Annotated in this window: 24 protein-coding genes; 11 read left to right on the top strand and 13 right to left on the bottom strand. The window is 68.8% G+C overall.

Features of this window, described 5'->3' with window-relative positions:
• The first annotated feature begins 90 nt into the window (after positions 1-90).
• The 3 genes from DMH03_RS07285 to DMH03_RS07275 all read left to right on the top strand — a co-directional run bounded on the left by DMH03_RS07285 (position 91) and on the right by DMH03_RS07275 (position 4,022).
• Positions 91-1,866 (top strand): serine hydrolase, encoded by a 1,776-nt coding sequence (locus tag DMH03_RS07285; RefSeq protein WP_125791155.1) that lies wholly within the window; start codon positions 91-93, stop codon positions 1,864-1,866.
• A gap of 210 nt (positions 1,867-2,076) precedes the next feature.
• Positions 2,077-3,075 carry a MurR/RpiR family transcriptional regulator gene (locus tag DMH03_RS07280; RefSeq protein ID WP_370310678.1) on the top strand — a complete coding sequence of 333 codons (999 nt, stop codon included), beginning with the start codon at positions 2,077-2,079 and terminating at the stop codon, positions 3,073-3,075.
• A gap of 17 nt (positions 3,076-3,092) precedes the next feature.
• Entirely contained in the window at positions 3,093-4,022 is a 930-nt protein-coding gene (locus DMH03_RS07275; RefSeq protein WP_125791154.1) for an N-acetylmuramic acid 6-phosphate etherase, read from the top strand.
• 249 nt (positions 4,023-4,271) lie between these two features.
• On the opposite strand, the gene DMH03_RS07270 is transcribed toward DMH03_RS07275, so the two are convergent.
• A complete protein-coding gene (locus DMH03_RS07270) occupies positions 4,272-5,441 on the bottom strand; it encodes an MFS transporter (RefSeq protein ID WP_125791153.1) in 1,170 nt (389 codons plus the stop codon).
• A 51-nt stretch (positions 5,442-5,492) separates the two neighbouring features.
• Here DMH03_RS07270 and DMH03_RS07265 point away from each other — a divergent pair, with 51 nt between their 5' ends.
• Positions 5,493-5,798: a helix-turn-helix transcriptional regulator gene (locus DMH03_RS07265; protein WP_125791152.1), complete on the top strand. Its 306-nt coding sequence runs from the start codon at positions 5,493-5,495 to the stop codon at positions 5,796-5,798.
• Here the strand turns inward: DMH03_RS07265 and DMH03_RS07260 are convergent.
• Positions 5,775-6,629 carry a PHB depolymerase family esterase gene (locus DMH03_RS07260; RefSeq protein WP_125791151.1) on the bottom strand — a complete coding sequence of 285 codons (855 nt, stop codon included), beginning with the start codon at positions 6,627-6,629 and terminating at the stop codon, positions 5,775-5,777. The two genes, DMH03_RS07265 and DMH03_RS07260, sit on opposite strands and share 24 nt — an antisense overlap.
• 119 nt (positions 6,630-6,748) lie before the next feature.
• On the opposite strand from DMH03_RS07260, the gene DMH03_RS07255 reads away from it, so the two are divergent.
• The gene (locus DMH03_RS07255; RefSeq protein WP_199748697.1) at positions 6,749-8,020 is read left to right on the top strand and encodes a tannase/feruloyl esterase family alpha/beta hydrolase; all 1,272 of its coding nucleotides are present in this window, start codon (positions 6,749-6,751) and stop codon (positions 8,018-8,020) included.
• A gap of 4 nt (positions 8,021-8,024) precedes the next feature.
• Complete coding sequence (locus DMH03_RS07250) at positions 8,025-8,609, top strand: nitroreductase family protein (RefSeq protein WP_125791150.1); 585 nt, start codon at positions 8,025-8,027, stop codon at positions 8,607-8,609.
• Here the strand turns inward: DMH03_RS07250 and DMH03_RS07245 are convergent.
• From DMH03_RS07245 to DMH03_RS07225, 5 genes are all read right to left on the bottom strand, one after another.
• A complete protein-coding gene (locus DMH03_RS07245) occupies positions 8,587-10,431 on the bottom strand; it encodes a GAF domain-containing protein (RefSeq protein WP_125791149.1) in 1,845 nt (614 codons plus the stop codon). The genes DMH03_RS07250 and DMH03_RS07245 overlap by 23 nt on opposite strands.
• Entirely contained in the window at positions 10,428-11,744 is a 1,317-nt protein-coding gene (locus tag DMH03_RS07240) for an MFS transporter (protein WP_125791148.1), read from the bottom strand. The genes DMH03_RS07245 and DMH03_RS07240 overlap by 4 nt, the downstream gene beginning before the upstream one ends.
• A gap of 195 nt (positions 11,745-11,939) precedes the next feature.
• On the bottom strand, positions 11,940-12,698 hold the full coding sequence (locus DMH03_RS07235) for a 3-hydroxybutyrate dehydrogenase (RefSeq protein ID WP_125791147.1): 759 nt from the start codon (positions 12,696-12,698) through the stop codon (positions 11,940-11,942).
• A 158-nt stretch (positions 12,699-12,856) separates the two neighbouring features.
• The gene (locus tag DMH03_RS07230; protein WP_125791146.1) at positions 12,857-13,588 is read right to left on the bottom strand and encodes an oxidoreductase; all 732 of its coding nucleotides are present in this window, start codon (positions 13,586-13,588) and stop codon (positions 12,857-12,859) included.
• Entirely contained in the window at positions 13,585-14,082 is a 498-nt protein-coding gene (locus DMH03_RS07225) for a phosphoribosyltransferase (RefSeq protein WP_125791145.1), read from the bottom strand. The genes DMH03_RS07230 and DMH03_RS07225 overlap by 4 nt, the downstream gene beginning before the upstream one ends.
• A gap of 114 nt (positions 14,083-14,196) precedes the next feature.
• Between DMH03_RS07225 and DMH03_RS07220 the strand changes: the two genes are divergently transcribed.
• The 3 genes from DMH03_RS07220 to DMH03_RS07210 all read left to right on the top strand — a co-directional run bounded on the left by DMH03_RS07220 (position 14,197) and on the right by DMH03_RS07210 (position 17,507).
• Positions 14,197-14,775, top strand: a complete 579-nt coding sequence (locus DMH03_RS07220; protein ID WP_125791144.1) for a GNAT family N-acetyltransferase — start codon at positions 14,197-14,199, stop codon at positions 14,773-14,775.
• A gap of 100 nt (positions 14,776-14,875) precedes the next feature.
• Positions 14,876-16,846 carry an acetate--CoA ligase gene (acs, locus tag DMH03_RS07215; RefSeq protein WP_125791143.1) on the top strand — a complete coding sequence of 657 codons (1,971 nt, stop codon included), beginning with the start codon at positions 14,876-14,878 and terminating at the stop codon, positions 16,844-16,846.
• Between the two features lie 166 nt (positions 16,847-17,012).
• Positions 17,013-17,507, top strand: coding sequence for a DUF6319 family protein (locus DMH03_RS07210; RefSeq protein ID WP_125791142.1), 495 nt, complete (start codon positions 17,013-17,015; stop codon positions 17,505-17,507).
• A 54-nt stretch (positions 17,508-17,561) separates the two neighbouring features.
• Here the strand turns inward: DMH03_RS07210 and DMH03_RS07205 are convergent, their stop codons facing one another.
• Positions 17,562-17,897, bottom strand: a complete 336-nt coding sequence (locus DMH03_RS07205; protein WP_125791141.1) for a cupin domain-containing protein — start codon at positions 17,895-17,897, stop codon at positions 17,562-17,564.
• Positions 17,894-19,201, bottom strand: coding sequence for an MFS transporter (locus DMH03_RS07200; RefSeq protein WP_125791140.1), 1,308 nt, complete (start codon positions 19,199-19,201; stop codon positions 17,894-17,896). The genes DMH03_RS07205 and DMH03_RS07200 overlap by 4 nt, the downstream gene beginning before the upstream one ends.
• 108 nt (positions 19,202-19,309) lie before the next feature.
• Between DMH03_RS07200 and DMH03_RS07195 the strand changes: the two genes are divergently transcribed.
• Positions 19,310-19,990: a DUF2848 domain-containing protein gene (locus DMH03_RS07195; RefSeq protein WP_125791139.1), complete on the top strand. Its 681-nt coding sequence runs from the start codon at positions 19,310-19,312 to the stop codon at positions 19,988-19,990.
• Here DMH03_RS07195 and DMH03_RS07190 read toward each other — a convergent pair.
• Complete coding sequence (locus tag DMH03_RS07190; protein ID WP_233611302.1) at positions 19,954-20,736, bottom strand: tRNA(His) guanylyltransferase Thg1 family protein; 783 nt, start codon at positions 20,734-20,736, stop codon at positions 19,954-19,956. The genes DMH03_RS07195 and DMH03_RS07190 overlap by 37 nt on opposite strands.
• A complete protein-coding gene (locus DMH03_RS07185; RefSeq protein WP_125791138.1) occupies positions 20,733-21,185 on the bottom strand; it encodes an ATP-binding protein in 453 nt (150 codons plus the stop codon). Before DMH03_RS07185 ends, DMH03_RS07190 begins: the two co-directional genes overlap by 4 nt.
• A gap of 111 nt (positions 21,186-21,296) precedes the next feature.
• Between DMH03_RS07185 and DMH03_RS07180 the strand changes: the two genes are divergently transcribed.
• Positions 21,297-22,016 carry a VIT family protein gene (locus DMH03_RS07180; protein ID WP_125791137.1) on the top strand — a complete coding sequence of 240 codons (720 nt, stop codon included), beginning with the start codon at positions 21,297-21,299 and terminating at the stop codon, positions 22,014-22,016.
• Here DMH03_RS07180 and DMH03_RS07175 read toward each other — a convergent pair.
• Positions 22,003-22,824 (bottom strand): hypothetical protein, encoded by an 822-nt coding sequence (locus DMH03_RS07175; protein WP_125791136.1) that lies wholly within the window; start codon positions 22,822-22,824, stop codon positions 22,003-22,005. The two genes, DMH03_RS07180 and DMH03_RS07175, sit on opposite strands and share 14 nt — an antisense overlap.
• Positions 22,811-23,974, bottom strand: a complete 1,164-nt coding sequence (locus DMH03_RS07170) for a hypothetical protein (protein ID WP_125791135.1) — start codon at positions 23,972-23,974, stop codon at positions 22,811-22,813. The genes DMH03_RS07175 and DMH03_RS07170 overlap by 14 nt, the downstream gene beginning before the upstream one ends.
• Positions 23,975-23,976: the final 2 nt, after the last annotated feature.

Genomic DNA, 23,976 nt, shown 5'->3' with positions numbered 1-23,976 from the left:
CTATCGCGGTGCCACGGCGCCGTGTCCGCCACCTTGACCTGAAAGACCAGGGCCGCGCCGTGGCGACGACCAGCGCTGAGGGGAACGACCTTGCGTGTTAGGAAGATCCTGATCGCGGCTGTTTCCGTCCTGGTCGCGGCGACCACGCTGTCGACGGCGGGAGCGCAGGCGATTCCGGGTACCGGAGAACAGGGAGACCGCGCGGCGGGCCGGTTCGACAAGCCGCGTGGGGGCTTCGCGCCCGCGTCCACCGTCCTGCGCGACGGCGCGCCCTCCGAGGCCGGCCTCGATCCGGCGCCGATCAAGGCGGCCGAGCAGTTCATCGAGAGCTGGACGAAGCCGGACGCCACCGGGCATCCCCACTTCTCCGGAGCGGTCGGCCTGCTCGCGCACGACGGCGTGGTCGTCGAGCGCCAGGCCGTCGGCGGCGCTGTCCGCTACGCCGACGCGAAGGGCACAGAGCTGCCACCGGAGCAGCAGGTGCCGATGCGCGCGGACACCATCTTCGACATGGCCTCGATCTCGAAGCTGTTCACCTCCATCGCGGTGATGCAGCTGGCCGAGGCGGGCAAGCTGGACATCTCGGCGCCGGTGGTGCGGTACCTGCCGGAGTTCGGGGTGAACGGCAAAGAGGCCGTCACCGTCCAGCAGCTGCTCACGCACGTCTCGGGCTTCGCCGCGACACCGCTCCCGTCGCTGTGGGAGGGCTACCCGGACATCCCGTCGCGCCGGAAGGCCGTCCTCGACAGCCCGCTGAAGAACGCGCCAGGCAGCACGTACCTGTACTCCGACATCAACCTGCTGACGCTCGGCTTCCTGGTCGAAAAGCTGGCCGGGGCGCCGCTGGACAAGGTGGTCCAGGACCGCATCGCCGGCCCGCTGGGCCTGGCCGACACCGGATACAACCCGCCGGTGTCGAAACTCGCAAGGGTCGCGGCGACCGAGTACGCCGCGAAGCCGCCTCGGGGGCTCGTACGCGGCGAAGTCCACGACGAGAACGCCTGGTCGCTGGGCGGCGTCGCCGGGCACGCGGGCGTCTTCTCCACCGCGCCGGACATGGCCGTGCTGGCGCAGACGATCCTCAACGGCGGCGCGTACCGCGGTCAGCGGATCCTGCGTCCGGAGACCGTCCAGTCGATGCTGACGAACTACAACCACAAGTTCCCCGACAACTCCCACGGGCTCGGTTTCGAACTCGACCAGCCCTGGTACATGGGCGCGCTGTCGGCGCCCTCGACGGCGGGCCACACCGGGTTCACCGGGACCTCGCTGGTGATCGACCCGCTGTCGAGGTCGTTCGCGATCCTGCTCACCAACCGCGTACATCCGACGCGGAGCTGGGGCTCGATCAACCTCGCCAGGGAGGCGTGGGCGAGTTCGCTCGCGAAGGCGATGGCCGTCCGCCCGGCGCACGGCCGTGAGGCGTGGTTCAGCGGCGCCGGGGACGTCTCCACGGCCACGCTCACGACTCCGCCGCTACAGACGCGTGGCGGGCCGCTGAAGGTCTCCTTCGCCACCTTCGTGGACACCGAAGGCCCCTCGGACTCGCTCTTCTTGGAAGCGAGTACCGACGGCGGAGCCACCTGGAAAACGATTACTCTGCGTGCAAACGGACCAGGCGCTCCCGCCGGGGATCAGCCCGGACTCGGCGGACACGGCCATCGGGCTTGGTGGCGGGTCGCCGCCGAGGTGTCGCAAAGCTCACAAATCACCCTCCGCTGGCGTTACACGACCGATGCCCGTTACACCGGACGGGGAATTTCTTTGGACGGTGTGAAAGTCACTGAACGCGGCCGCACACTGCTGGACAGTGAGCATAATCCGCCTACTTTCGTCGCTACCGGCTGGAAATTGAGCCCTAGGTAACCAGCCGATTCCGATGCGGTGACCTGACTGCTCCGTTGACCGGGACACAGCCCCTTGCGTCGCGACACTAAGTTGCCAAGTCGTTAGCTCGACCTCGTTAACGGCCTCGACCTGGTTAGCGACTTTCTGGTCAACGATTAATCGCAAATCGAATCCGCAGACACGGATAGGTTGCGATCTTCCCGAAGGGTGTGGGTAGCCTTGTCGCAGATGCCAACGGTTAGTAACTTTCCCACGGTGGGCGATACCGATTCCGTAATCGCGGCCGCACCGTCCGAGGCCGTGCCGGCGCAGACGGCACGGGACGCTGACGCGAGCCCGCTTGTCCGGATTCGCTCCCTCCTGCCCGGGCTCGCCCGGGCTGAACAGCGTGTCGCGAAGGTCGTCCTCGAGGACCCCGCGACGGTCGCACGACGCAGCATCACCGAGGTCGCACTCGCGGCCAACACGAGCGAAACCACCGTCACGCGGTTCTGCAAGGCCGTCGGGGTCGGCGGGTATCCGCAGCTCAGGATCGCCTTGGCGGCCGACACCGCCCGCACGGAGGCCCGGTCGAGCCGGAACCTCGGCGGCGAGATCGGTCCGGAGGACGACCTGGCCGCGGTGATCGGCAAGGTGAGCTTCGCGGACGCCCGTGCCGTGGAGGAGACCGCCGACCAGCTCGACGTCCCGTCGCTACAGCGGGTGATCGACGTTTTGGCGGGCGCCGGCCGGGTCGACGTCTACGGCGTGGGCGCGAGCGCGTTCGTGGCCGCGGACCTGCAGCAGAAGCTGCACCGCATCGGGCGGGTCAGTTTCGCCTGGTCGGACACGCACATCATGCTCACCTCGGCCGCCGTGCTGAGCACGGGAGACGTCGCGATCGGCATCTCCCACACGGGCGCGACCACGGACACCGTCGAGGCGCTGCGCGTGGCCCGCGAGCACGGCGCGATCACCGTCGCCGTGACGAACTTCCCGCGTTCGCCGATCACCGAGGTCTCCGACCACGTACTGACCACGGCCGCGCGGGAGACGACGTTCCGCTCGGGTGCGACCGCCAGTCGCATCGCGCAGCTGACCGTCATCGACTGCCTGTTCATCGGTGTCGCGCAGCGGCACATGGACGCGTCGGTCAACGCGCTCGACGCGACCAGGGACGCGGTTGGCTCGCACCGTCTGGGCGTCCGGCCCGACGGCAGGCGGCGGCCGCGGGAAACCGGCAAATGAGCGAAAAAGTGAGGCGCATGATGACCGTCCCACGCCAGGTGGTGCACGTCGATTCGCCAACCGAACAGCGCAATCCACGGACGACCGACATCGACCTGATGTCGACCATGGGGATCCTCGGCGCCATCAACGCCGAGGATCGCCGGGTCCCCGAAGCCGTCGCCGCGGTGCTGCCGCAGGTGGCACGGGCGGTCGACTTCGCCGTGGAAGCGCTGCGGTCGGGAAACCGCGTGCACTACTTCGGGGCCGGCACCTCCGGCAGGCTGGCGACGTTGGACGCGGCGGAGCTCGTGCCGACGTTCAACGTGCCCTCCGATTGGTTCATCGCGCATCACGCGGGCGGCGCACGCGCGCTGCGCCAAGCCGTCGAAGACGCCGAGGACAACGCGAAGGCCGGAGCCGCCGAGGTGACCGAGTCGGTCGCCCCCGGCGACTTCGTGCTCGGGCTGACGGCTTCCGGCCGGACTCCCTACGTCCTCGGCGCGCTGGCCGCGGCCAGCCGTCGCGGCGCCAGGACCGCTTTGGTCTCGGGCAATCCGGCCGCGGTGACGCCGCCGGGGGTCGATGTCCTCATCGCGGTGGACACCGGCCCCGAGGCGATCGCCGGGTCGACGCGGATGAAGGCGGGCACGGCGCAGAAGATCATCCTCACGGCGTTCTCCACCGCGACGATGATCAAGCTCGGCCGCACCTACTCGAACCTGATGGTCAGCATGCGGGCGACCAACGCGAAGCTGCGCGGACGGACCATCCGGATCCTGCGCGAGGCCACCGGGATGAGCATGGCGGACTGCTCCGACGCGCTCACCGAGGCCGACGGCGACCTCAAGGTCGCGCTGGTCCATCTGCTGTCCGGCGAGGACGTCGCGAACGCGGCGAAGGCGCTGGCGGCCAACGATGGCCACGTACGCAAGGCTCTCGACTCCCTGCGGGTGCGCGCGAGCTGAACCACCGGCGGACAGACCCGTTCATCCCGACGCTTCGCGCTCACGCGACGCGAACGGGTGTCCGTCGCCGGGATGCCTTCGTGCTCGTAAGACCCTGCGGTGACCCTGGTGTCCCCAATGTGGCATTGGAGACGCTGAGTGTCCCCAATGCCACATTGGGGACACCACAGCACGGGAAAGTCGAGCGGCCACGCGATATTTAGCGTACCCACGCTAACGATAGCAAGGGTCCCTTGCTATCACTTTCGGTCAGGCGGGCTGGGCCACCGGCCTCCGCGAAGGGACCGAAAGCGCGAAGGCGAGCAGAGCGACGAAGGCGGCAACAGGGCCGACCCACCAGACGCCCGCCGACGACAGGACGACGCCACCCAGCGCGGCACCGAGGGCACCGCCGGCGTAGATCGCGGAACCGTTGAGTCCCATGGCGACCGTCGGCGCGTCGGGCGCCAGTGAGAACAGCCGGTGCTGCTGCGGCACCATCAGCATCCCGCCGAACACCCCCGAAGCCAGCGCGAAGACCAGGGCGCCGGGCAGGCTCAGCACGGCGACGTCCAGCAGCGCCAGCGTCGCGACCGTGCCGACGAGCGAGATCGCGCGGACGCGCGCGGAGCCGAGTGAGTCGGTCGCCCGGCCCGCGAAGGCGTTGCCCACGATCTGCCCGATCCCGAAACCGACGAGCAGCCACGAGATCATCGCGCCCGCCGCCACGGGCGCCACCAGCACCGGCAGGTACACGAAGGCCGCGAAGCCCGCAGCGGTACCGAGAACGCTTATGCCGAGCACGCGCGCGATCGGCGGCCGCGCGACGACGGCGAGCCTGGCGCGCAGGGTCACCGTCGGCATCCGGACGCCGGGCAGCAGCGGCACGAGCAGCGTCACCACCACCGCCACCGCGCCGATCCCCCACATGACCGCGCGCCAGCCGAACCAGTTCCCGGCGAGCACCCCGATCGGCACGCCGAGCACCATCGAGACGCTCATCCCGGCGGAGACGGTGGCCAGAGCGCGGCCGCGGCGCTCGTCCGAGGCCAGTGCCCCGGCGAGGACGTAGGCGTTGGATTGGAACGCGGCGGCGCCGAGTGCGGCCAGCACGCGTGCGACGGCGACCACGGCGAAGGACTCGCCGAGCGCCTGACCGGCCATGCCGATCGTGAACAGCACCATCCCCGCGCCGAGCACCCACCGCCGATCGAGCTTGCCGGTGAACGCCGCGATGAGCGGCGAGGAAACCGCGTAGGTCACCGCGAAGACCGTGGTCAGCTGGCCCGCGACGGCTTCGGAAACGCGCAGGTCGGCGGCGATGGTGGGCAGCAGCCCGTTCAGGACGAACCCGTCGGTGCCGACGGTGAACGTCCCGACGGCGAGTACCAGCAGAGCCCCCAGAGCGAGCCGATCATTAGATGATCGTCGAATCGTCATGAGAGGTATAGTGGCCGGACTATTCGATGACTGTCAAACAGTTGGAGCGAAGTGAGCACCACGCTGCCGCAGCCGGCGACCGAGGAGATCGAGATCGTGCCGGTCCTCCAGGCGCTCGCGGATCCCGTACGCCTGGAGCTGATCCGCGCCCTGCGAAGCAACCCTTCGCCGCGAAGCTGCGCCGTCACCGAGTACGCCGTCGAGATCAGCGCGCCGACGCTTTCCCATCACTGGAAGGTCTTACGCGAGGCCGGCCTCACGACGACGTTCGTCGAGGGCCGGACCCGCTGGGTCGAGTTACGGACCGAGGACGTCCACGCGCGGTTCCCCGGGTTACTGGACGCCGTCCTCGCCTAGCCGCCACTTCGCCGCGAGTTCTCCCGCGGCGCACACGCCGACGTCGAGCAGATACGGCCCGGCCTGACCGCAACCGGATCCCGGCGCGATCGGCTGACCGTGCCCCATCCCGGTGACGGCGTGCGTGTCGACGGCGGCGCCGACGTCGGTCCACTGCTCGGCGAGCTCGCGCATGTTCATCGGGGCGACCGTGTAGTCCGCCGTCCCGTGCCAGACGCTGACCGGCGACCGCGGCCCCGTGCCCGCGGCCCGCACCTTGTCACCCCACTGTTCCGGGGTCAGATCCTTGCCGGGGTTCATGCAGGAGTAGGCGTCGATCATCGAAGTCGCGCAGCCGTAAGGCAGTCCCGCCACGACACCGCCGCCCGCGAACAGTTCCGGATACGTCGCCAGCAGCACCGAAGTCATCGCGCCACCCGCCGACAGGCCGGTCACGTACGTCCGGCTTCCGGCCGCGTATCGCGTCATCTGCGCGATCGATTCGGCCTCCCCGGACCCGCGTTTGCTGTCGCCCGCCTGGAACCAGTTGAAGCACTTGCTGAAGTTGTTCGCCGAAACCTGTTGTGGCAGAACGAGTTTGAAGCGCAGCTTGTCCGCGAGCCCGACCCAGCCGGAGCCGCGCGCGTAGCCTGCCGCGTCCTGGGTGCAGCCGTGCAGCACGACCACCGCCGGACGTCCGGACGGCAGCCCGTCGGGAACGTATTCGAACATCCGCAACGCACCGGGATTGCTCCCGAACCCGGTCACCGGGTGGATCGCCGCCGCCTGTGCCGGAGCCGAAAAGAGAAGGGTCAATGCCGAAACCACCGCGCCGATGAGGAGTTTTCGCATCACCCGAGGCTAAAACCGCCACCCGCGGGATTTCCACGTGGCGGACCACCACAGCCGCGGCCCGTTTTGTGTGGTCGCGCCGGGTACCGGCCTCCGAAGACCGCGCTTATCGTCGGCCGATGCGGTTCATTCTGGTCCTCGCGATAATGCTGGCCCTGGCCACCCCCGCCCAGGCGGCAAGCGGTTGCGGGAACGTGCGCGTTCCCGGGGCCGCGAAGCAGCAACTGTCCTGTTTGGACGATCTGACCACCGCCGGGACCCTCGCCACCGGGCATACGGTCCAGGCCGACTGGGCCGGGCTGACCTCGGCCGGTTTCCCCGCGCCCAAGGGGGTTCCCGGCGTCCAGATCGACGGCTACTTCCCGGACACCTCGACGGCGAACACCACACACGGCTGGAACCACGACGCGCAATTCGTGTTACGGCTGCCCGATCGCTGGAACGGCGGCCTCGTCGTCTCGGGGTCACCCGGCGTGCGGCGGCAGTACGCGAACGATCGCGCGATCGGCGACCAGGTCCTCGCCGCCGGCTACGCGTTCGCCGCCACCGACAAGGGCAACACCGGAGCCGGCTTCCACACCGACGGACGTCGTCCCGGCGACGCGCTCGCCGAGTGGAACTCGCGGGTCACCCAGCTGACCATCGCCGCGAAGGCCGCCGTGACGCACCGCTACGGACGCCTGCCGAGCCGCACGCTCGCGGCCGGGATGTCGAACGGCGGCTACCTCGTCCGCTGGCAACTCGAGAACCGGCCGTGGCTCTACGACGGCGGCATCGATTGGGAGGGCACGCTTTGGCACGAAGACGGCCCGAACCTGTTCACCTTCCTGCCGCCCGCGATCAAGGCTTACCCCGCGTACGTCGCCGGCTCGGCGCAAGCCCACCAGCAGATCCTCGACGCCGGTTTCGCGCCGGGCTCGGAATTCCTTTGGCAGTACCACAACGACGTCTACTGGGGCCTGACGCAACGTATCTACCAGGCCGAGTTCGACCCGGCGTTCGCCGGAACCGACTACGACTACGCCACTCGCCCACGGTCGGTGCACCGTGCGGTCGAACGGATTTCGCTGACCGGCCGGATCGGCAAACCGCTGATCACCCTGCACGGCACCCTCGACACCCTCCTGCCGATCACCCGCGATTCCGACGTCTACCAGCGCATGATCGCCGAGCAGGGCCGCGCCGGGCTACAGCGCTACTACCGGATCGTCGACGGCAACCACGTCGACGGGCTCTACGACGCGTACCCGGACAAGCTGCGGCCCATCGGCCCGTGTTTCCGCACGGCGTTCACCGCGCTCGAAGGCTGGCTCGACGGCATACGGCCACCTGCTTCGGCGACGATCCCGCGCGCGAGCGGTGACCTCGCGGCCACTTGCGCACTAAGCTGATCGGATGGAATTCCAGGACGTCGTACGACGCCGTCGCATGGTCCGGAAGTTCACCGATGAACCCGTCGCGGAAGAGAGTCTGCGGCGCATCCTGCGCAACGCGCTGAAAGGTCCCTCTGCCGGTTTCTCGCAGGGACAAGGATTTCTCGTCCTCACCGGCGAGGAACTGGCGAAGTTCTGGGAGTTCGGGGCGAGCTGGGCGCCGGAAACCGTGACCACTGCACCGGTCGCGATCGTCCCGCTCTCGGTCAAGAACGCCTACCTGGACCGGTATGCCAAGCCGGACAAGGGTTTCGCCGAGGGCGACGACTCGTGGTGGCGCGTGCCGTACTGGGATGTCGACACCGGGATGGCGACGATGCTGATCCTTCAGACGGCCGTCGACGAGGGCCTCGGCGCGGTGTTCTTCGGGCTCGCGCCGGAAAGCGTGGAGCGGCTTCACAGCGAGTTCGGGGTGCCCGCGGATCACGACCCGATCGGCGTCGTGGCGCTCGGACACGGTGCCGAACCAGGACCTTCGCCAGGCTCTTCGGCGACCAAAGTCGCTCGCCGCGGCTTCGACGAGGTCATCCGTTTCGGTCACTGGTGAGGCGGTGCAGCCTGAGCGCGAGCTGGAGTTCCAGCGCGCGCTCGGGCGCCTGCCACTGCTCGCCCAGCAGTGACGCGATGCGGTCCAGCCGCTGCACGACGGTGTTGACGTGCACGTGGAGCAGTTCCTTCGCCCGCGTCAAGTTGCCGCCGCAGGCGAAATACGCGCGAAGAGTACCGATCAGATCCGTGCCGCGGCGTTCGTCGTAGTCGAGCACCGGGCCGATCGTGGCGGTCACGTACGCGCCCAGATCCGCGTGCTCGCCGAGGAGCAGCCCGACGAAGCCGAGATCGGCCATGCTCGCGCCTTCCCCCGCCCGTCCGAGCGCCAGCAACGACGCGACGCACCGCGCGGCTTCGGCGTGCGCCACGGCCAGTTCCCGCGGCGAGGCAGCCGGACCGGCCGCACCCACCGTCACCGGACAGTCCATTGTGGACGAGAGTTCGGCGGCGACGGATCTGGCCAGTGCCCCGGGATCCGCGCCGCGGACCAGCAGGACGACCTCGTCGGCGTGGACACCGACCAGATCCGCGTGCCGCGCGGCCGCCGCGGCCAGCCGTCGCCGGGAGACGTCGCCGGAATGCGCGATCAGCACCGCGTGCGGTGTCGACAAATCGACTCCCAAGCGGCGACCGCGAGCCAGTAGCGCGGAGGGGTTGCGGCCAGGCGCGGTGAGCAGGTCCGACAGCAGCTCCCCGCGCACTTCGTCCTCGGCGCGCGCGACGGAACGCCGTTGCATCAGCAGCACCGCGGTGACCACGCCCGCCCGCTCGAACAGCCGCCGATCGGCCTCACCGAGCGACGGACCGCCACCGAGTACCAGGCTGCCGAGGAATTCCTGCCCCGCCTGGACGGCGCACAACCAACCGTCCTCTGTGGACACCGCCCGGCCGCTCGCCCGGGACGCCGAGACCGCAGCACGCGAGAGGCTCAGCTCCGCACCGGTGCGGGCCAGGACAACGCCTTCCGCGTCGTAGACGGCGATGGCGCCGCCGAGCACGTCCGCGACCGCGGCGGCGACCTCGGCCAGATCGCCGCCGCGCAGCACGAGATCCATCAGCCGGTCGTGCGCGTCTTCCGCGCGGCGCATCGCGTCGTTGTGCGCGCTGATCGTCGCGTTGGCGGCGTTCAGTTCGGCGACCGCGCGGCGCGTCTCGTCGAGCAGATGCGCGTTGTCCAGCGCGATCGCCGCGTGGTCGGCCAGCGACGACAGCAGCGCGACCTCGTCGGGCGAGAACTCCCGCGTGGTGCGGTCGGAGGCGAACAGCACCCCGATGACCTTGCTGCCGATCGCCAGCGGCACCCCGAGGATCGCGGTCAGTCCTTCGTCGAGCACCCCGGTGTCGATCGACGACGTATGGCGGAACCGCTTGTCGTCGAAGTAATCCGCCGTCGCGTACGGCCGCGCGGTCTGCGCGACCAGCCCGCCGAGCCCCTCGCCCATCCCCAGCACGATGTCTTGGAACAGCGCGGAAACCGAGCCGTCGGTCACGCGGACATAGGTCTTGCCTTCGGTTTCGTCGTTGAGGCTGAGATACGAGACGTCCACGCCGAGCAACGCCCGCGCCCGCCGCACGATCGACCGGAGGACGGCGTCCGGATCGTCCAGCCTGGCGAGGTCGCTGGCCGTGTCGAACAGCGCGGCCAGCTCCGCCTCGCGCCGCCGGTGCTCGGCGACGGTGTCCCGGATCCGCAGCGCCAGCTCGGTGGCCTTCGGATCGACAGGGACCTGCGCCAGCTGCTCGCTGCCCGCCCCGGAGGCGAGCAGTTCGAGCAGCCGGCGCAACCGCGTCGCCGTCTCAGCACCGTCCACAACGGTCATGCTGGCACGTGACCGCGCTCCGTGAGAACTTCGGAGTGCAGGGACTCGCCCTTGGTCTCGCAGGCGGCGAGCAGTGCGATCACGGTCAGCACGCACATCGCGACCACGTAGAGCGACACCGGGATCGTGCTGCCGAACTCCTTGAACAGCGCGACCGCGATGAGCGGCGCCACCGCCCCCGCCGCGATCGACGACAGCTGCCCGCCGACCGAAAGGCCGGTGTAGCGGACCCGCGTCGGGAACTGCTCGGAGAAGAACGCGGCCTGCGGGCCGTACATCGCGCCGTGCAGCACCAGCCCGACGGTCGCCGCGAGAATGATGACACCGGAATTCTTCGTGTCGAGCATCGCGAAGAACGCGAAGCTCCACGCCGCCATACCGATCGCGCCGAACAGATAGACCGGTCGGCGGCCGATCCGGTCGGAAAGAATTCCCCACAAGGGAATCGTCACGAAATGCACGGCGGAACCGATGAGTACCGCGTTCAATCCGGCCGATTTCGGCAAACCCAGTCCGGTGGTGACGTAAACGAGAATGAACGCCGTGATCACGTAGTACGAAACGTTCTCCGCCATCCGCGAGCCGATCGTGATCAGCACCGCGCGCCAGTTGTTCCGGAACACCTCGACCACCGGCGCGTGTGTGGGCTTGCTTTTCTCCTGCGCGGCAAGGAAGACCGGCGATTCGCTGACCGCGAGCCGGATCCACAGCCCGATCACCACGAGGACACCGGAAAGCAGGAACGGGATCCGCCAGCCCCAGCTGAGGAACGCTTCATCGGACTGCGTCCCGGCGAGGATCGCCAAGACCGCCGTCGCGAGCAGGTTCCCGCCGGGAGCACCGCACTGCGGCCAAGACGCCCAGAACCCGCGCCGTTTGTCGTCGCCGTGTTCGGAGACGATCAGCACCGCGCCGCCCCATTCGCCGCCGAGCGCGAAACCCTGCACCAGCCGCAGCAGTGTCAGCAGGATCGGCGCCAGGACACCGACGGAGGCGTACGTCGGGAGGATGCCCATCGCGCAGGTCGAACCGCCCATCAGCAGCAGGCTCAGCACCAGCAGTTTCTTGCGGCCGACCCGGTCGCCGAAGTGCCCGAACACCAGCCCGCCGACCGGCCGCGCGAGGAAACCGACCGCGTAGGTCAAGAACGCGAGCAGCGTGCCGGTCAGCGGATCGTTGCTGGGAAAGAACAGTTTGCCGAACACCAGCGCCGCGGCGGAGGTGTAGAGGAAGAAGTCGTACCACTCGATCGTCGTGCCGATCAGGCTGGCGCTGACGACCTTCGCGATCGAGCCGCGGTTCTGGGTGGTCACCGAGGGCTTCCTTTCTTTAGTACCTGTTGGCGGAGCTGGAAGTGGATTCCGAAAGCGGCCGAACGCACGAACCCGCGCCGGCCGAAGGCCCCGCTATCGCGGTGGCGGGGCGCCCTTTCGCCGTCGTGAGATGGACGGCCGGGCAGCGCCCTGCCGACGTCGATCGCGGTCGCGGGTTCACCGGAGACACAGGGTTCACGCGGCGGTCCAGCCGCCGTCGAGGGGGATGGAGGTGCCGGTGACGTGGGCGGCGTGGTCGCCGGACAGCCAGAGCACGCAGGCGGCGACGTCGGCGGGTTCGATGAGCCGCTTGATCGCCGACCGGCGGAGCAGGACCTGTTCGATGACGGCGTCGCGTTCGAGCCCGTGTTCTTCGGCCTGCGCCTGGAGCTGGCCGGTGACCAGCGGCGTGCGGACGTAGCCGGGGTTGACGCAGTTGCTGGTCACGCCGTGTTCCGCGCCTTCGAGCGCGGTGACCTTGGAGAGCCCTTCGAGCGCGTGTTTCGCGGTGACGTACGCGGATTTGAACGGGCTCGCGCGGAGGCCGTGGACGCTGGACATGTTGACCACGCGCCCCCAGCCGCGTTCGTACATGTTCGGCAGCACGCGGCGGATGAGCAGGAACGGCGCGGTGACCATGAGCGCCTGGATGCCGGTGAACGTCTCCGGCGGGAATTCGTGGATCGGCGCGATGTGCTGGAAACCGGCGTTGTTGACGAGGATGTCGATCTCGGCCGGGAGGGTCTCGACGGCCTGGGCGTCGGTGAGGTCGACGACGTGCGCGATGCCGTTGATGCCGGCGGCCGCCTTCTCGACGGCGTCGTCGATGTCGGCGAGGTGGACCTTGGCCCCCGCCTCGGCGAGCGCTTCGGCGCAGGCCAGGCCGATCCCGCTCGCCGCACCCGTGACCAGCGCGGACTTACCGGCCAGATCGCTGTGATACGCACCACTCATGCCGGACGACGTTAGGTCGCTCTCGGCACTTAGACCATGTGGTTACGCCCTACACCTGCGCTAGATCCCGTGTGAGCCCACCACACTCCCGCATTTAGTCCTCTGGATGCGGTAGTTGCACGCGCAAGGACCGCATCCAGAGGACTAAATGCGGTAAGTCAGCCGGCGGCGTCGGAGATCGACTTCGCCTCGCGGGCACCCGTCTCGAAGGCTTCACACGAAAAGAGCAGCCAAGCCCGGACGCCCTCCGGGGTCCCGGAGCTGAAGGCCGAAGCGGCTTCGAGGTACTTCGGCACGCGTCGGAAGTACGCCACCTCGGGCACCGTCAGTGCCTTCGGGTCCAGCCCGGTCGCCACCGCCGAAAGCCGCGCCGCCGCCCTCGCGACGACACCGTCCGCGGAGCCGAAAGCCTTGAGCGCCAACAGTTCCCCGTGCACGACGGCGGTCAGCACCGGCCCCGGCACCGACGTCGCGCCGGTGATCAGTTGCGCCAGCATCTCCAGCCGCGGGCCGACGTCGCCGGACGACCGCGGCCGCCCGAGCGCGTCGGGATCCGTCACCAGATCCGACGCGGCGAGAAGGTGCAAGCGCGCCAACGCCTGCAACGGCGCACGACGCCACGTCGGCAGCAGACTTTCCAGTGCTTCCGCGACCCGCAGCGCGCCCGCCAGCACCGGATCGGTCACTTCACCGGATTCGGGCAGTTCGGGCGCGGCGCCTTCGATCCCCGCCGACGCCCGCGCCGATCGCACGGACGCTTCGGCGGCCGTCTCCGCGCCGCCGCGCAGGTTGGCGGGCAGGCGGTGGACGGCGAACACCGCGTCCTGTGCCGATTTCGCGGCCGCGGCGACCCCTTCGAGGTCCAGCAGCGGCTTCAGCGGATCCGTCACGCGTCCAGCACCTGGCCTTCACGGCGTACGACCGGTGCCTGCACCGACCACGGGAAGTTGATCCAGCGGTCCGTGTGTTTCCAGACGTACTCGCATTTGACCTCGGAGCGCGGCTTCTCGTAGACGACCGCGCAGCGCACCTCGGCGACGTGGTCGGCGCAGAAGTCGCGGACCAGCTTCAACGTCGCACCCGTGTCCGCGACGTCGTCGGCGACGAGCACCTTCTTCTTCGTCAGGTCGACGACGTTCGGCACCGGCGGCAGCATCACCGGCAGGTCGAGACGCTGATCGACGCCGGTGTAGAACTCGACGTTCATCACGTGCAGGTTCTTCACGTCGAGCGCGTAGCCGAGCGCGCCCGCGACGAACAGCCCGCCTCGCGCGATCGACAGGATGAGGTCCGGCTCGAAGCCGTCGTCGGCGACGGCCTGCGCCAGCTCCCTGCTGGCCGCCCCGAACAACTCCCAGGTGAGCTCTTCCCGCTCCTCGGCCATGCTGCCTCGCCTTCTCGATCGTTCCCGCGAGCATAGGCAACGCCCCAGTGGCCTTCTCGAATGCTTCGAAACTGGCTCTCCAGTAAGGCCATTGCCGTCCGTAGCGTCGAGCCCGTGACCGACTGGAACACCCACGCCACGCTGCGCGGCGAACGCGTCCATCTCGAACCGCTCACCAGCGACCACGCGAAGGGCCTGTTCGCGGCGGGCTCCGACCCGGCGATCTGGACGTGGCTCAGCCTCCGGCAGCCGCGGGACCTCGCTGCCGCCGAAACCATGGTCGACGGCATCCTCGCCGACCCGGACCGCCGCGCCTGGGCCCAGATCGACGCCCGCACCGGCGAGGTCGCGGGCACGACGTCGTTCTACGCGATGAACGCGCGCCACAAGATCGTTTCCCTCGGCTACACCTGGATCGGTTCCGAATGGCAGCGGACCGGACTCAACCGCGAGTCGAAACTCCTGTTGCTGCGCCACGCTTTCGACGACCTCGGCGCGAACCGCGTCTCGTGGGAGACCGATATCCGCAACCTCCAGTCCCAGAAGGCGATCGAACGTCTCGGCGCGCAACGGGAAGGCGTGCTGCGCGCGCATCGCGTCCGGCCCGACGGGACCATCCGTGACACCGTCGTCTACTCCGTCACCGGACCAGAATGGCCGGCGGTCCGTACCGCTTTGTCCTCAAGCGTGTGAATGCCGCGCGCAACCACGATGCAACCTTTTACTTCGCGTCGTAACGTCGATAGCGTGCCAACGGGCGTGAAGACACGCGAATCACAGGAGGCATCGCACCATGACCGAGCAGTCGCCGGCGCTGGACAATTTGCTCACGGAGAGCAGGACCTTCCCCCCGAGTGAGGCTTTCAGCGCGCAAGCGAATGCCACCGCCGACTTCTACGCCGAAGCCGACGCCGACCGCGAAGCGTTCTGGGCCAAGCAGGCCGAGCGCCTCCACTGGGAAACGAAGTGGTCCCAGGTACTGGACTGGACCAATGCGCCGGTGGCGAAGTGGTTCGTGGGCGGGAAGCTCAACGTCGCGTACAACTGCGTCGACCGCCATGTCGATTCCGGGCACGGCGACCAGGTCGCCATCCACTGGGTCGGCGAGCCCGGCGACAACCGTGACATCACCTACGCGCAGCTGAAGGACGAGGTTTCCAAGGCCGCGAACGCCTTCGAATCCCTCGGCCTCACGGCGGGCGACCGGGTCGCCATCCAGATGCCGATGGTGCCCGAAGCGATCGTCGCGATGCTCGCGTGCGCCCGCATCGGTGTCTTGCACAGTGTCGTGTTCGGTGGTTTTTCCCCGACAGCACTGCGATCCCGGGTGGACGACCAGGCGGCGCGGATCGTCATCACGACCGACGGCCAGTACCGCCGCGGCAAGGCCGCCCCGATGAAGGTCAATGTCGACGAAGCGCTCGAAGGCGCCGAATCGGTCGAGAAGGTCATCGTCGTCCGCCGCACCGGCGAAGAGGTGCCGATCACCGAAGGCCGCGACCTCTGGTGGCACGAACTGGTCGACGGCCAGTCCGCGGAGCACGCGCCGCAGGCGTTCGACTCCGAGCACCCGCTCTTCATCCTCTACACCTCCGGCACCACCGGGAAGCCGAAGGGCATCCTGCACACCTCCGGCGGATACCTGACCCAGGCCGCATACACGCACCACAACGTCTTCGACCACAAGGCCGGCGAAGACGTCTACTGGTGCACCGCCGACATCGGCTGGATCACCGGGCACACGTACATCGTGTACGGGCCCTTGGCGAACCGGACGACGCAGGTCGTCTACGAAGGCACGCCGAACACCCCGCACGAGGGCCGCCACTGGGAGATCGTCCAGCAGCACAAAGTCTCCATCTACTACACCGCGCCCACGCTGATCCGCACGTTCATGAAGTGGGGCAACGAGATCCCGCAGAAGTACGACCTCTCGTCGCTGCGCGTGCTCGGCAGCGTCGGCGAGCCGATCAACCCCGAAGCGTGGATCTGGTACCGCGAGAACGTCGGCGCGAACTCGGCGCCGATCGTCGACACCTGGTGGCAGACCGAGACCGGCGGGATCATGATCTCGCCGCTGCCGGGCGTCACCGCCACGAAGCCGGGCTCGGCGCAGAGGGCACTGCCGGGCATCTCGGCGAAGGTCGTCGACGACCAGGGCGTCGAGGTCGGCAACGGCGGCGGCGGGTACCTCGTGCTCGACAAGCCGTGGCCGGGCATGCTGCGCGGCATCTGGGGCGACGAGGAGCGTTTCCGCGAGACCTACTGGTCCCGCTTCGCCGACCAGGGCTACTACTTCGCCGGCGACGGCGCGAAGTACGACACCGACGGCGACGTCTGGCTGCTGGGCCGGGTCGACGACGTGATGAACGTGTCCGGGCACCGCATCTCGACCACCGAGGTCGAGTCCGCGCTGGTCTCGCATCCGACGGTCGCCGAGGCCGCCGTCGTCGGCGCGACCGACCCGACCACCGGGCAGGGCATCGTCGCGTTCGTCATTCTCCGTGGCAACGCGGTGGACGGTGGCGACAAGGCCGTGCAGGAGCTGCGCAACCACGTCGCCAAGGAGATCGGGCCGATCGCGAAGCCGCGGCAGATCCTGGTCGTGCAGGAGCTGCCGAAGACGCGGTCCGGCAAGATCATGCGCCGCCTGCTGCGCGACGTCGCCGAGAACCGCCAGGTCGGCGACGTGACCACGCTGGCCGACTCGTCGGTGATGGACCTGATCTCTTCGGGCCTGAAGACCGGCAAGTCGGAGGAGTAACCCCACCTCGCGCGCTATGAACGGTCCGTTCCTTGCAAATTTCGCAAGGAACGGACCGTTCCTCGCATCCGACACGCCTACCACACCCCGGTTCGCATCACTCGAACGCCTGTTCTAGGATGTGCCGGGTACCACCCCATACCCGGGCAAGGAGACGACACCGACGATGACCGTGGATGCCTTGACACGCACTGACGCCGTGTCCGAAGAAGCGGCTACCGAAGCGCCCGTCGACTCGACGCCGCAGGCGGAGACGGCCGAAGCCCCTGCCGAGGCCAAGACCGAGACTCCGGAAACCCCGGAGACCCCCACCGAAGACGCCACCGACAGCGCGGTGGAGTCCCCCAAGCCCAAGCGTGGCCGCCCGAAGGTCGCCACGACGGCGAAGAAGACCCGCACCGTCGAGCTGACCCTCACGGTCACCGGCACCGCCGACGGCGAGTGGCAGGCCGAGCTCAAGAACGGCGCCAAGTGGGTCGCGAAGGGCCTGGAGATCCCGGCCGCGGCCGTGTCCCGCGCCGCCAAGGAACTGCACGCGGACCTGTCGGGCCCGATCGACGAGGTCATCAACGCCGCCCGCGAGCTTCAGGCCGCGAAGGTCGCTCAGCTCGAAGCCGAGCTGGAGAAGGCGAAGCTGGCGCTGGCCGAGCTGGACGCGTAAGACTTTTCTCCCGACCGGGGCGGACGCTGGATATCAGTGTCCGCCCCGGTTTTTTCATTCCGCGATCGGTGGCCGCGAGGGCAGCGGAGTCTTGAACTCGATCCACTGACTGTCCACAATGGCCTCGACGCTGTGCGGAACCCCGCGCGGATGGACGATCGTGCCGCCCGCTTCGAGAGTCACTTCCCTGCCGTCGAGAGTGCCGCGCAGCGAGCCGGACAGCAGGTACACGATGCTGTCGTGATCGTGGCTGTGCACGGGGGAAGCGACGCCCGCCGGATAGTGGATCTCGTACGCCAGCCCGCCTTCCGCCGTGGCGAGCGTCCGGAACCGGCCCTGCCCGCCGACCAGCGGCAGACCCTCCACTGTGGACATCGGGGACCAGGTCATCGCGCGGGCTCCATGGCCGCCGCCTCCTCCTCGCGGTCCGGGTCACGGGCGAGCACGACACCGATGATGCTCACCACCGCGGTCGCGAGCAGGTAGACGCCGATCGCGACCCAGGTGTCGAAGCCTGCCAGCAGCGCCGTGAACAGCAGCGGCGCGGGCGCCCCGCCGATCACGCCGGCGAGCGTGTACGCCAGCGAGCTGCCGGTGTAGCGCAGACGCGGCGAGAACTGCTCGGTGACGAGCGCGGCCTGCGGGCCGTAGAGCGCGGCGTGGATGACCAGCGCGAGCACGATGCCGAGCGCCAGCATGAGGAACGAGCCGCCGCTGACCATCGGAAAGAACACGAACGGCCAGATCCCGGCCGCGATGGTCGCGACCAGGTACATCTTGCGCCGCGAGACGCGGTCCGAGAGCGCGCCGAACAACGGCATCAGCACCAGCTGGAACGCCGAACCGATCATCACCGCGGCCAGTCCGGCGCCACGCGAGAGGTCGGTGTGCGTGGTGACGTAGGTGAGCACGAAGACGGTGAACAGCGCGTACAGCACGTCCGGGCAGACGCGGATCAGCACGGCCGCGACCAGCGCGCGGCGTTCGGTGCGGAAGACCTCGGAGATCGGTGCCGACGAACGCTCGCCGCGCTCCTGGATCTGCTTGAAGACCGGCGTCTCCTCCAGCTTGAGCCGGATCCACAGGCCGAAACCGACCAGCGCGCCGGAAAGCAGGAACGCGATCCGCCAACCCCAGCTGTTGAACTGGGCCTCGGTGAGCAACGCGGCCAGTACGGCGAGGACACCGTTGGCGAGCAGGTTGCCCGCGGGCGGGCCGATCTGGGCGGCCGACGCCCAGAACCCGCGTTTGGCCGGATCGCCGAACTCACTGGAGAGCAGGACGGCGCCACCCCATTCGCCGCCGATGCCGACACCCTGCGCGAACCGCAGCGCGACGAGCAGCACGGCCGCGAAGCCGCCGATGCTCTCGTAGGTGGGCAGGACACCGATGAGGAACGTCGCCACCCCGGTGAGCACGAGCGTCATGACCAGGATCCGCTTGCGGCCGAGCACGTCGCCGAGGCGGCCGAAGAGGAATCCGCCGAGCGGCCGGGCGAGGTAGCCGACGGCGTAGGTGGAGAACGCCGCCATCGTGCTCGCGAGCTGGTCTTCCGAGGGGAAGAAGAGATGCCCGAAGATCGTCGCGGCCGCCACCGAGTAGGCCGCGAAGTCGTACCACTCGAGCGCTGTCCCCGAGAGGCTGGCCGCGAAGGCCTTGTGCAGCGAACGCCGGTCACCGGCTGGTGAGGTCATGTCCACATCCCGTCCGTAGGAGATCCGCAACCCCGCCGGGAGGGGTTGAATTGCGGATATACTCCTTGTATACAAGGCGTATGCGCAACCCCCAATCTCGGAGGACAGATGCCTGAGCTGCGTTTCACCCTTCCCGGCGGCGAGGAGCGGCGGACCGAGGTCCACACGCTCCTGAACGCCGGATACGCCGGTCGCAGCCAGGAGGACGTCGCCGCCCACGTGGCCGAACTGGCCGAACTCGGCGTCCCCGCGCCTTCGGTGATCCCGGCGCTCTACCCGGTCGCGCCGTACCTGGCCAGCCAGACCGACGAGGTCCCCGTGCAGCACGAGCGAACCTCCGGCGAGGCCGAATGGGCCCTCGTCATCACCGGCCCCGAGCCGGAGGACGTCCTCCTGACCGCCGCCTGCGACCACACCGACCGCGCGCTCGAAGCGCACGGCGTCGCGTGGAGCAAGAACGCCGGCCCCGACGTCCTCGCCGCCAAGGCCTGGCGTCTCGTCGACGTCCAGGACCGGCTCGACGACCTCACGCTCTCGGCTTGGGCCGGGGAAACCCTGATTCAGCAAGGGAAACTCGCGGAGCTCCTGCCGCCGTCGTACTGGCTGGACGTGCTGCGCGAACGCGGCCTCCACGCTCCGGGCACCGTGCTGATCTCGGGGACCATCCCGATGGTGCACGGCGTCGACCAGTTCGCCGACTCCTGGCGCGTGGAACTGGGTGATCCGGCGACCGGCGAGACGATCGAACTCGCCTACACCGTGCGGCGGCTGCCCGAACCGATCGGCTGAAGCAGTTCACCGAGGAAGGCTCGGTATCCGTCCTTCATCGGCAGCTCGCGCTCCACGCGGACGCGGCGGCGGGCCGCGGGGACCTCGATCTCGCGCACCGGATCGAATCCGGTGCGTTCGTAGGATTCCCAGTACAGCCCGACGCCGCGTCGCTGCCAGGCGGGTACTTCGGTGAAGTTGACGCCGTGCGCGTAAAGCAGCTCGTTCTTCTCCGGAATACCCGCGCCCTCCAAGACGTCTCCCGCTTCCCGCGCCGACTTCCCCGCCTTGCGCAAGGTCCAGTAGCACCAGCCGTTGAGCGCGCAGCGTGTCGCGTCCGCTTGACGCCAGGAGAAATAGTCGACGACATCGTCCGCCGTCGTGCCGAGCCAAACCCGGCCGTCGAAGTGCGCGGGCACTCCGGCCGCGTGCGTGAACGCCGCCGACGCGATCCCGGCGGAGATCGACACGAGCTTCTCGACTCCCCTGCCGAACAGGTCGGCGGCGGGATCGAGCAGGATCGAGATCTCGTCGCTCTCGGTGTAGACGTACGGCGCGGCGAAGTCCGTCATCAAAGCCTTGGCCGCCTCGACCATGCACTCGCTGAACCGGGGATCGAAGGGCTTCTCGAACCGCGCTTCGGTGAACTTGGAGAACCCACGGCCGTCCACGCGGAGCACCGTCCACGATCCCGGCGGGACGGTCAGGCCGTGGAACCACTCGCGTTCGCGTTGCCGCGCCTCGAAACCACCGGATTCCACGGTCACCCCCGTTCCACGACGAAACCGCCCTCACCGTCGAAACCGACGGTGTACAGCTCGTCGAAACCGTCCTCGGCGCCAGGTCGCCTGAGGCGTTTCAGCGTCGCATACAGACCGACGTCGGGCACCCGGGTTTTCCCTTTCCTGAGCGCGTTGCGCCCGTGGGACCCGGCGAGGTCGGGCGGGAACCAGTAGCCGCGCACCCGCGCGCCGTACCGCCTGGCGACCTCGATGAGCGGCGCCCATTCCTCCGGCGAGGGGTTGGTGTTGTCCACGACCACCGAACGGCCGTCCTCGAGCGCTTCGGCCAGCATCCGCAGTTGCCGGACCTGGGGACGCCGGGCGTTGGGGAAGGTGTCCTTGCTGACATGGACGTGAGTGCTCGCGAACTCCCGGCGGAAGAACGTCGTCTTCCCGGACGCCTGGAGCCCGATCAGGATCACCACCTCTGCCACGGACTCAACCTAGCCGACGGGTTAGGTAAGGCAATAGTCAATAAGGATTGCCTCTATTTACCGAAACGGCCTTCCCTCGCCGATCCCCGTTCTTTGTGTTTCACTGAAAAGGTGACCGATACCGTATCGACTTCACATCCGCACGAGCCGCACGCGGATCTGAGCGGCAAGCTGAACTGGCTTCGCGCCGGGGTTCTCGGTGCGAACGACGGGATCGTCTCGGTGGCGGGCATCGTGGTCGGCGTCGCGGGCGCGACCACCGACTCCACCGTGATCGCGACCGCGGGAATCGCCGGACTGGTCGCGGGCGCCCTTTCGATGGCGGGCGGCGAATACGTGTCGGTGAGCACCCAGCGCGACACCGAACGCGCCCAGTTGCGCCTGGAAAAGCGTGAACTCAAAGAGATGCCAGAGGCCGAAGAACGGGAACTCGCGGAGATCTACGAGTCGAAAGGGCTGTCCCCGGAACTCGCCGCCGAGGTCGCCCGCGAACTGACCGAAAAGGACGCCCTGCAGGCACACGCGGAAGCCGAACTCGGCATCGATCCGGACAATCTGACCAGCCCGTGGCAGGCGGCGTGGGCCTCGCTGGTCGCGTTCACCGTCGGCGCGCTGCTACCGCTGCTGTCGATCGTGTGGACGCCGACCTCGGCGCGGGTCTGGGCGTGCGCGTCGGCGGTGGTGGCAGGCCTGGCACTGACCGGGTTCGTCAGCGCGAAACTCGGCGACGCCCGCGTCGGCCGCGCGATCGCGCGGAACGTCGGCGTCGGCGCGCTGACGATGCTGGTGACCTACTACGTCGGCGTGCTGTTCGGCGTCAGCGTGGGCTGAACCGGCGCAGGGAGGCGTCCGTGCCCAGTTCCACGCGGGCGGCCGGGTTCTCCACGTAGAACCGCACCAGGTGATAGACCACGGTCGGGTCGAGCGCGAACGACGTCGTGTCGATCTCGATCATCGGCGCGGGCGGCAGCTTGTCGAGCTTCCAGATCCCGCCGAGCCGCCGCTTGTCCCATGGCGCGTTGGTGTAGGCGATCACCAGCACTTCGGGCGTCCCGTTGTACGCGGCCTTCGCCCCGGCGAACGCCTCCCACGGCAGGAACGACGAGAAGGCCCTCCCGCGCTGGAAGATCCCCTGCTGCGCCAGGACGACCCGGCCGCGCCGCAACCGGCCCGCCACCACGAACACGAGGAAACTCAAGAAGAACAAGGCGGCGAGCCCCATCAACGCCGCTCCGACCGGTGCCGCCGGCACCTCTTCGCCCGCGGACAGGAAGTCCCAGGCGCCCAGCGCGCAGATGGCCGTCAGGCAGACCATCAGCAGCGTCAGGACCGTGAAGGCCACTTGCGAGTAGCGGATTTCGGTGGCGGGGCGCCCCTCGTAGGTGGTGATCGCGATGTCGGCATGGCGGTGCCCCGGACGGATCCTCGTCACCAGCCCGTACACCGCTGTGAGCAGGAACAACGCCGCGAGCAGGAGGGCATACTTCAGCGCACCGGCCTTGCCGATCGCGACGAACCCGAACCCGACGGGCACACAGGCGACCCCGAGGAGCACGACGAAGACCAGCGCCGCCTTGTACTTCGCGCCGTCACCGGGCGGCCATTCCGCGGGTCGCTCGCCGAAGTCAGAAGATGGCATCCCACGCGTCCTTGGCGAGTCCGCCGATGGCCTTGCCCGCATCGCCCACAGCTTCGGCCCCGTCCTCGATCGCTCCGCCCACGTCGCCGATCCCGTTCGTCCACAGGGAATCGACCATGCCCGACGCGAATACACCTACCACAGCACCGCCGATGGCACCGACCGCCGTTCCGACGACGGGCACCGGGATCAGCGTGCCGATCGCCGCGCCGGCGGCCACCGAGGCACCGAAACCGACACCACCGGAAACGATCGCCTGCGCGGCCGGTTTGCCGTTGGCGATGTCGTAGGCGACCCCGGCGACGGCGAGCGCGCCACCCGCTCGAAGGCCCCATTTGGCCGCGTTGGCATCGGTGTTCTTCGCCGCCGCGGCGACATCGTCCGCCTGCTGGGCGGCGGTCCGTCCGAGGTCGACATCGCGATAGATCTGCGACGCGGGCGTCCCCGCCGGCGCGGTTCGCGCCCGCTCCAGGAACTTCGCGGATTCCTCGGAAAGGAACTTCGCCTGTTTGCCGAGGATCGACGAATGTTTGGCGGCGAGTGTCCCGGCGGCACCGCTGGTGAGGTCACCGACCACGAGGAACCACTTCTGCGTGACGTCCTGCCAGACGTTCTTCAGCGTGTCGCCCGCGAGTTTCGCGATGTGGCTCGCGGCGTCGGACTCGGTCTTGGCTGTGTTGTACGCCTTGACCTTGGCCGCGTGCGCGTTCGAAGCGGTGACGGCGTCGTTGTGCGCCGTCATCGCCTCCGGCGTGGCGGCCTCGCCGGTGGGTGCCGCGCCGGGCGCGGACGGGCCCTTGCCCGGATCCTCGATGACGTCGCCGTTCACCGTGAGCCCGGCGGCTGCGGCGCGTTTCCGGACCCCGCGCATGTCTTCCTGGGCGCGGTGGAGGTCTGCGGCGTAGGTGTCGAAGTTCTGCGCGGCCGTCTTGGCGGCGGCGGACAACTGGTCGGTCTTCTCGGCGCCGGTGGTCATCTTGGCGCGGAAGGCCTGGCCGCCATCGCCGCCCCATCCGGCATCCGCGCTGTTCCTGGCGTGATAGATCTGCGTCGCCGCGTCCGAAACGCTTTTCGCCAGCGAGTCGCGCAGCCAATGCCCCGCGCCGCGGACGCTTTCCGGATTTCCCTCGATCTTCGTGTCGATCCCCATGG

Source organism: Amycolatopsis sp. WAC 01376 (assembly GCF_003947415.1).
Classification (GTDB): domain Bacteria; phylum Actinomycetota; class Actinomycetes; order Mycobacteriales; family Pseudonocardiaceae; genus Amycolatopsis.
Note: the sequence above shows the minus strand (reverse complement) of the source record. Positions and strands in the feature narration are given on the sequence as shown.

What these genes read in the sequence shown, in the direction of transcription:
- DMH03_RS07280 (WP_370310678.1), top strand. Translation starts at nt 2,077, where the DNA reads ATGCCAACGGTTAGTAACTTTCCCACGGTGGGCGATACCGATTCCGTA.
- DMH03_RS07275 (WP_125791154.1), top strand. Translation starts at nt 3,093, where the DNA reads ATGATGACCGTCCCACGCCAGGTGGTGCACGTCGATTCGCCAACCGAA.
- DMH03_RS07270 (WP_125791153.1), bottom strand. Translation starts at nt 5,441, where the DNA reads ATGACGATTCGACGATCATCTAATGATCGGCTCGCTCTGGGGGCTCTG.
- DMH03_RS07260 (WP_125791151.1), bottom strand. Translation starts at nt 6,629, where the DNA reads ATGCGAAAACTCCTCATCGGCGCGGTGGTTTCGGCATTGACCCTTCTC.
- DMH03_RS07255 (WP_199748697.1), top strand. Translation starts at nt 6,749, where the DNA reads ATGCGGTTCATTCTGGTCCTCGCGATAATGCTGGCCCTGGCCACCCCC.
- DMH03_RS07250 (WP_125791150.1), top strand. Translation starts at nt 8,025, where the DNA reads ATGGAATTCCAGGACGTCGTACGACGCCGTCGCATGGTCCGGAAGTTC.
- DMH03_RS07245 (WP_125791149.1), bottom strand. Translation starts at nt 10,431, where the DNA reads ATGACCGTTGTGGACGGTGCTGAGACGGCGACGCGGTTGCGCCGGCTG.
- DMH03_RS07235 (WP_125791147.1), bottom strand. Translation starts at nt 12,698, where the DNA reads ATGAGTGGTGCGTATCACAGCGATCTGGCCGGTAAGTCCGCGCTGGTC.
- DMH03_RS07225 (WP_125791145.1), bottom strand. Translation starts at nt 14,082, where the DNA reads ATGGCCGAGGAGCGGGAAGAGCTCACCTGGGAGTTGTTCGGGGCGGCC.
- acs (WP_125791143.1), top strand. Translation starts at nt 14,876, where the DNA reads ATGACCGAGCAGTCGCCGGCGCTGGACAATTTGCTCACGGAGAGCAGG.
- DMH03_RS07210 (WP_125791142.1), top strand. Translation starts at nt 17,013, where the DNA reads ATGACCGTGGATGCCTTGACACGCACTGACGCCGTGTCCGAAGAAGCG.
- DMH03_RS07205 (WP_125791141.1), bottom strand. Translation starts at nt 17,897, where the DNA reads ATGACCTGGTCCCCGATGTCCACAGTGGAGGGTCTGCCGCTGGTCGGC.
- DMH03_RS07200 (WP_125791140.1), bottom strand. Translation starts at nt 19,201, where the DNA reads ATGACCTCACCAGCCGGTGACCGGCGTTCGCTGCACAAGGCCTTCGCG.
- DMH03_RS07195 (WP_125791139.1), top strand. Translation starts at nt 19,310, where the DNA reads ATGCCTGAGCTGCGTTTCACCCTTCCCGGCGGCGAGGAGCGGCGGACC.
- DMH03_RS07175 (WP_125791136.1), bottom strand. Translation starts at nt 22,824, where the DNA reads ATGCCATCTTCTGACTTCGGCGAGCGACCCGCGGAATGGCCGCCCGGT.
- DMH03_RS07170 (WP_125791135.1), bottom strand. Translation starts at nt 23,974, where the DNA reads ATGGGGATCGACACGAAGATCGAGGGAAATCCGGAAAGCGTCCGCGGC.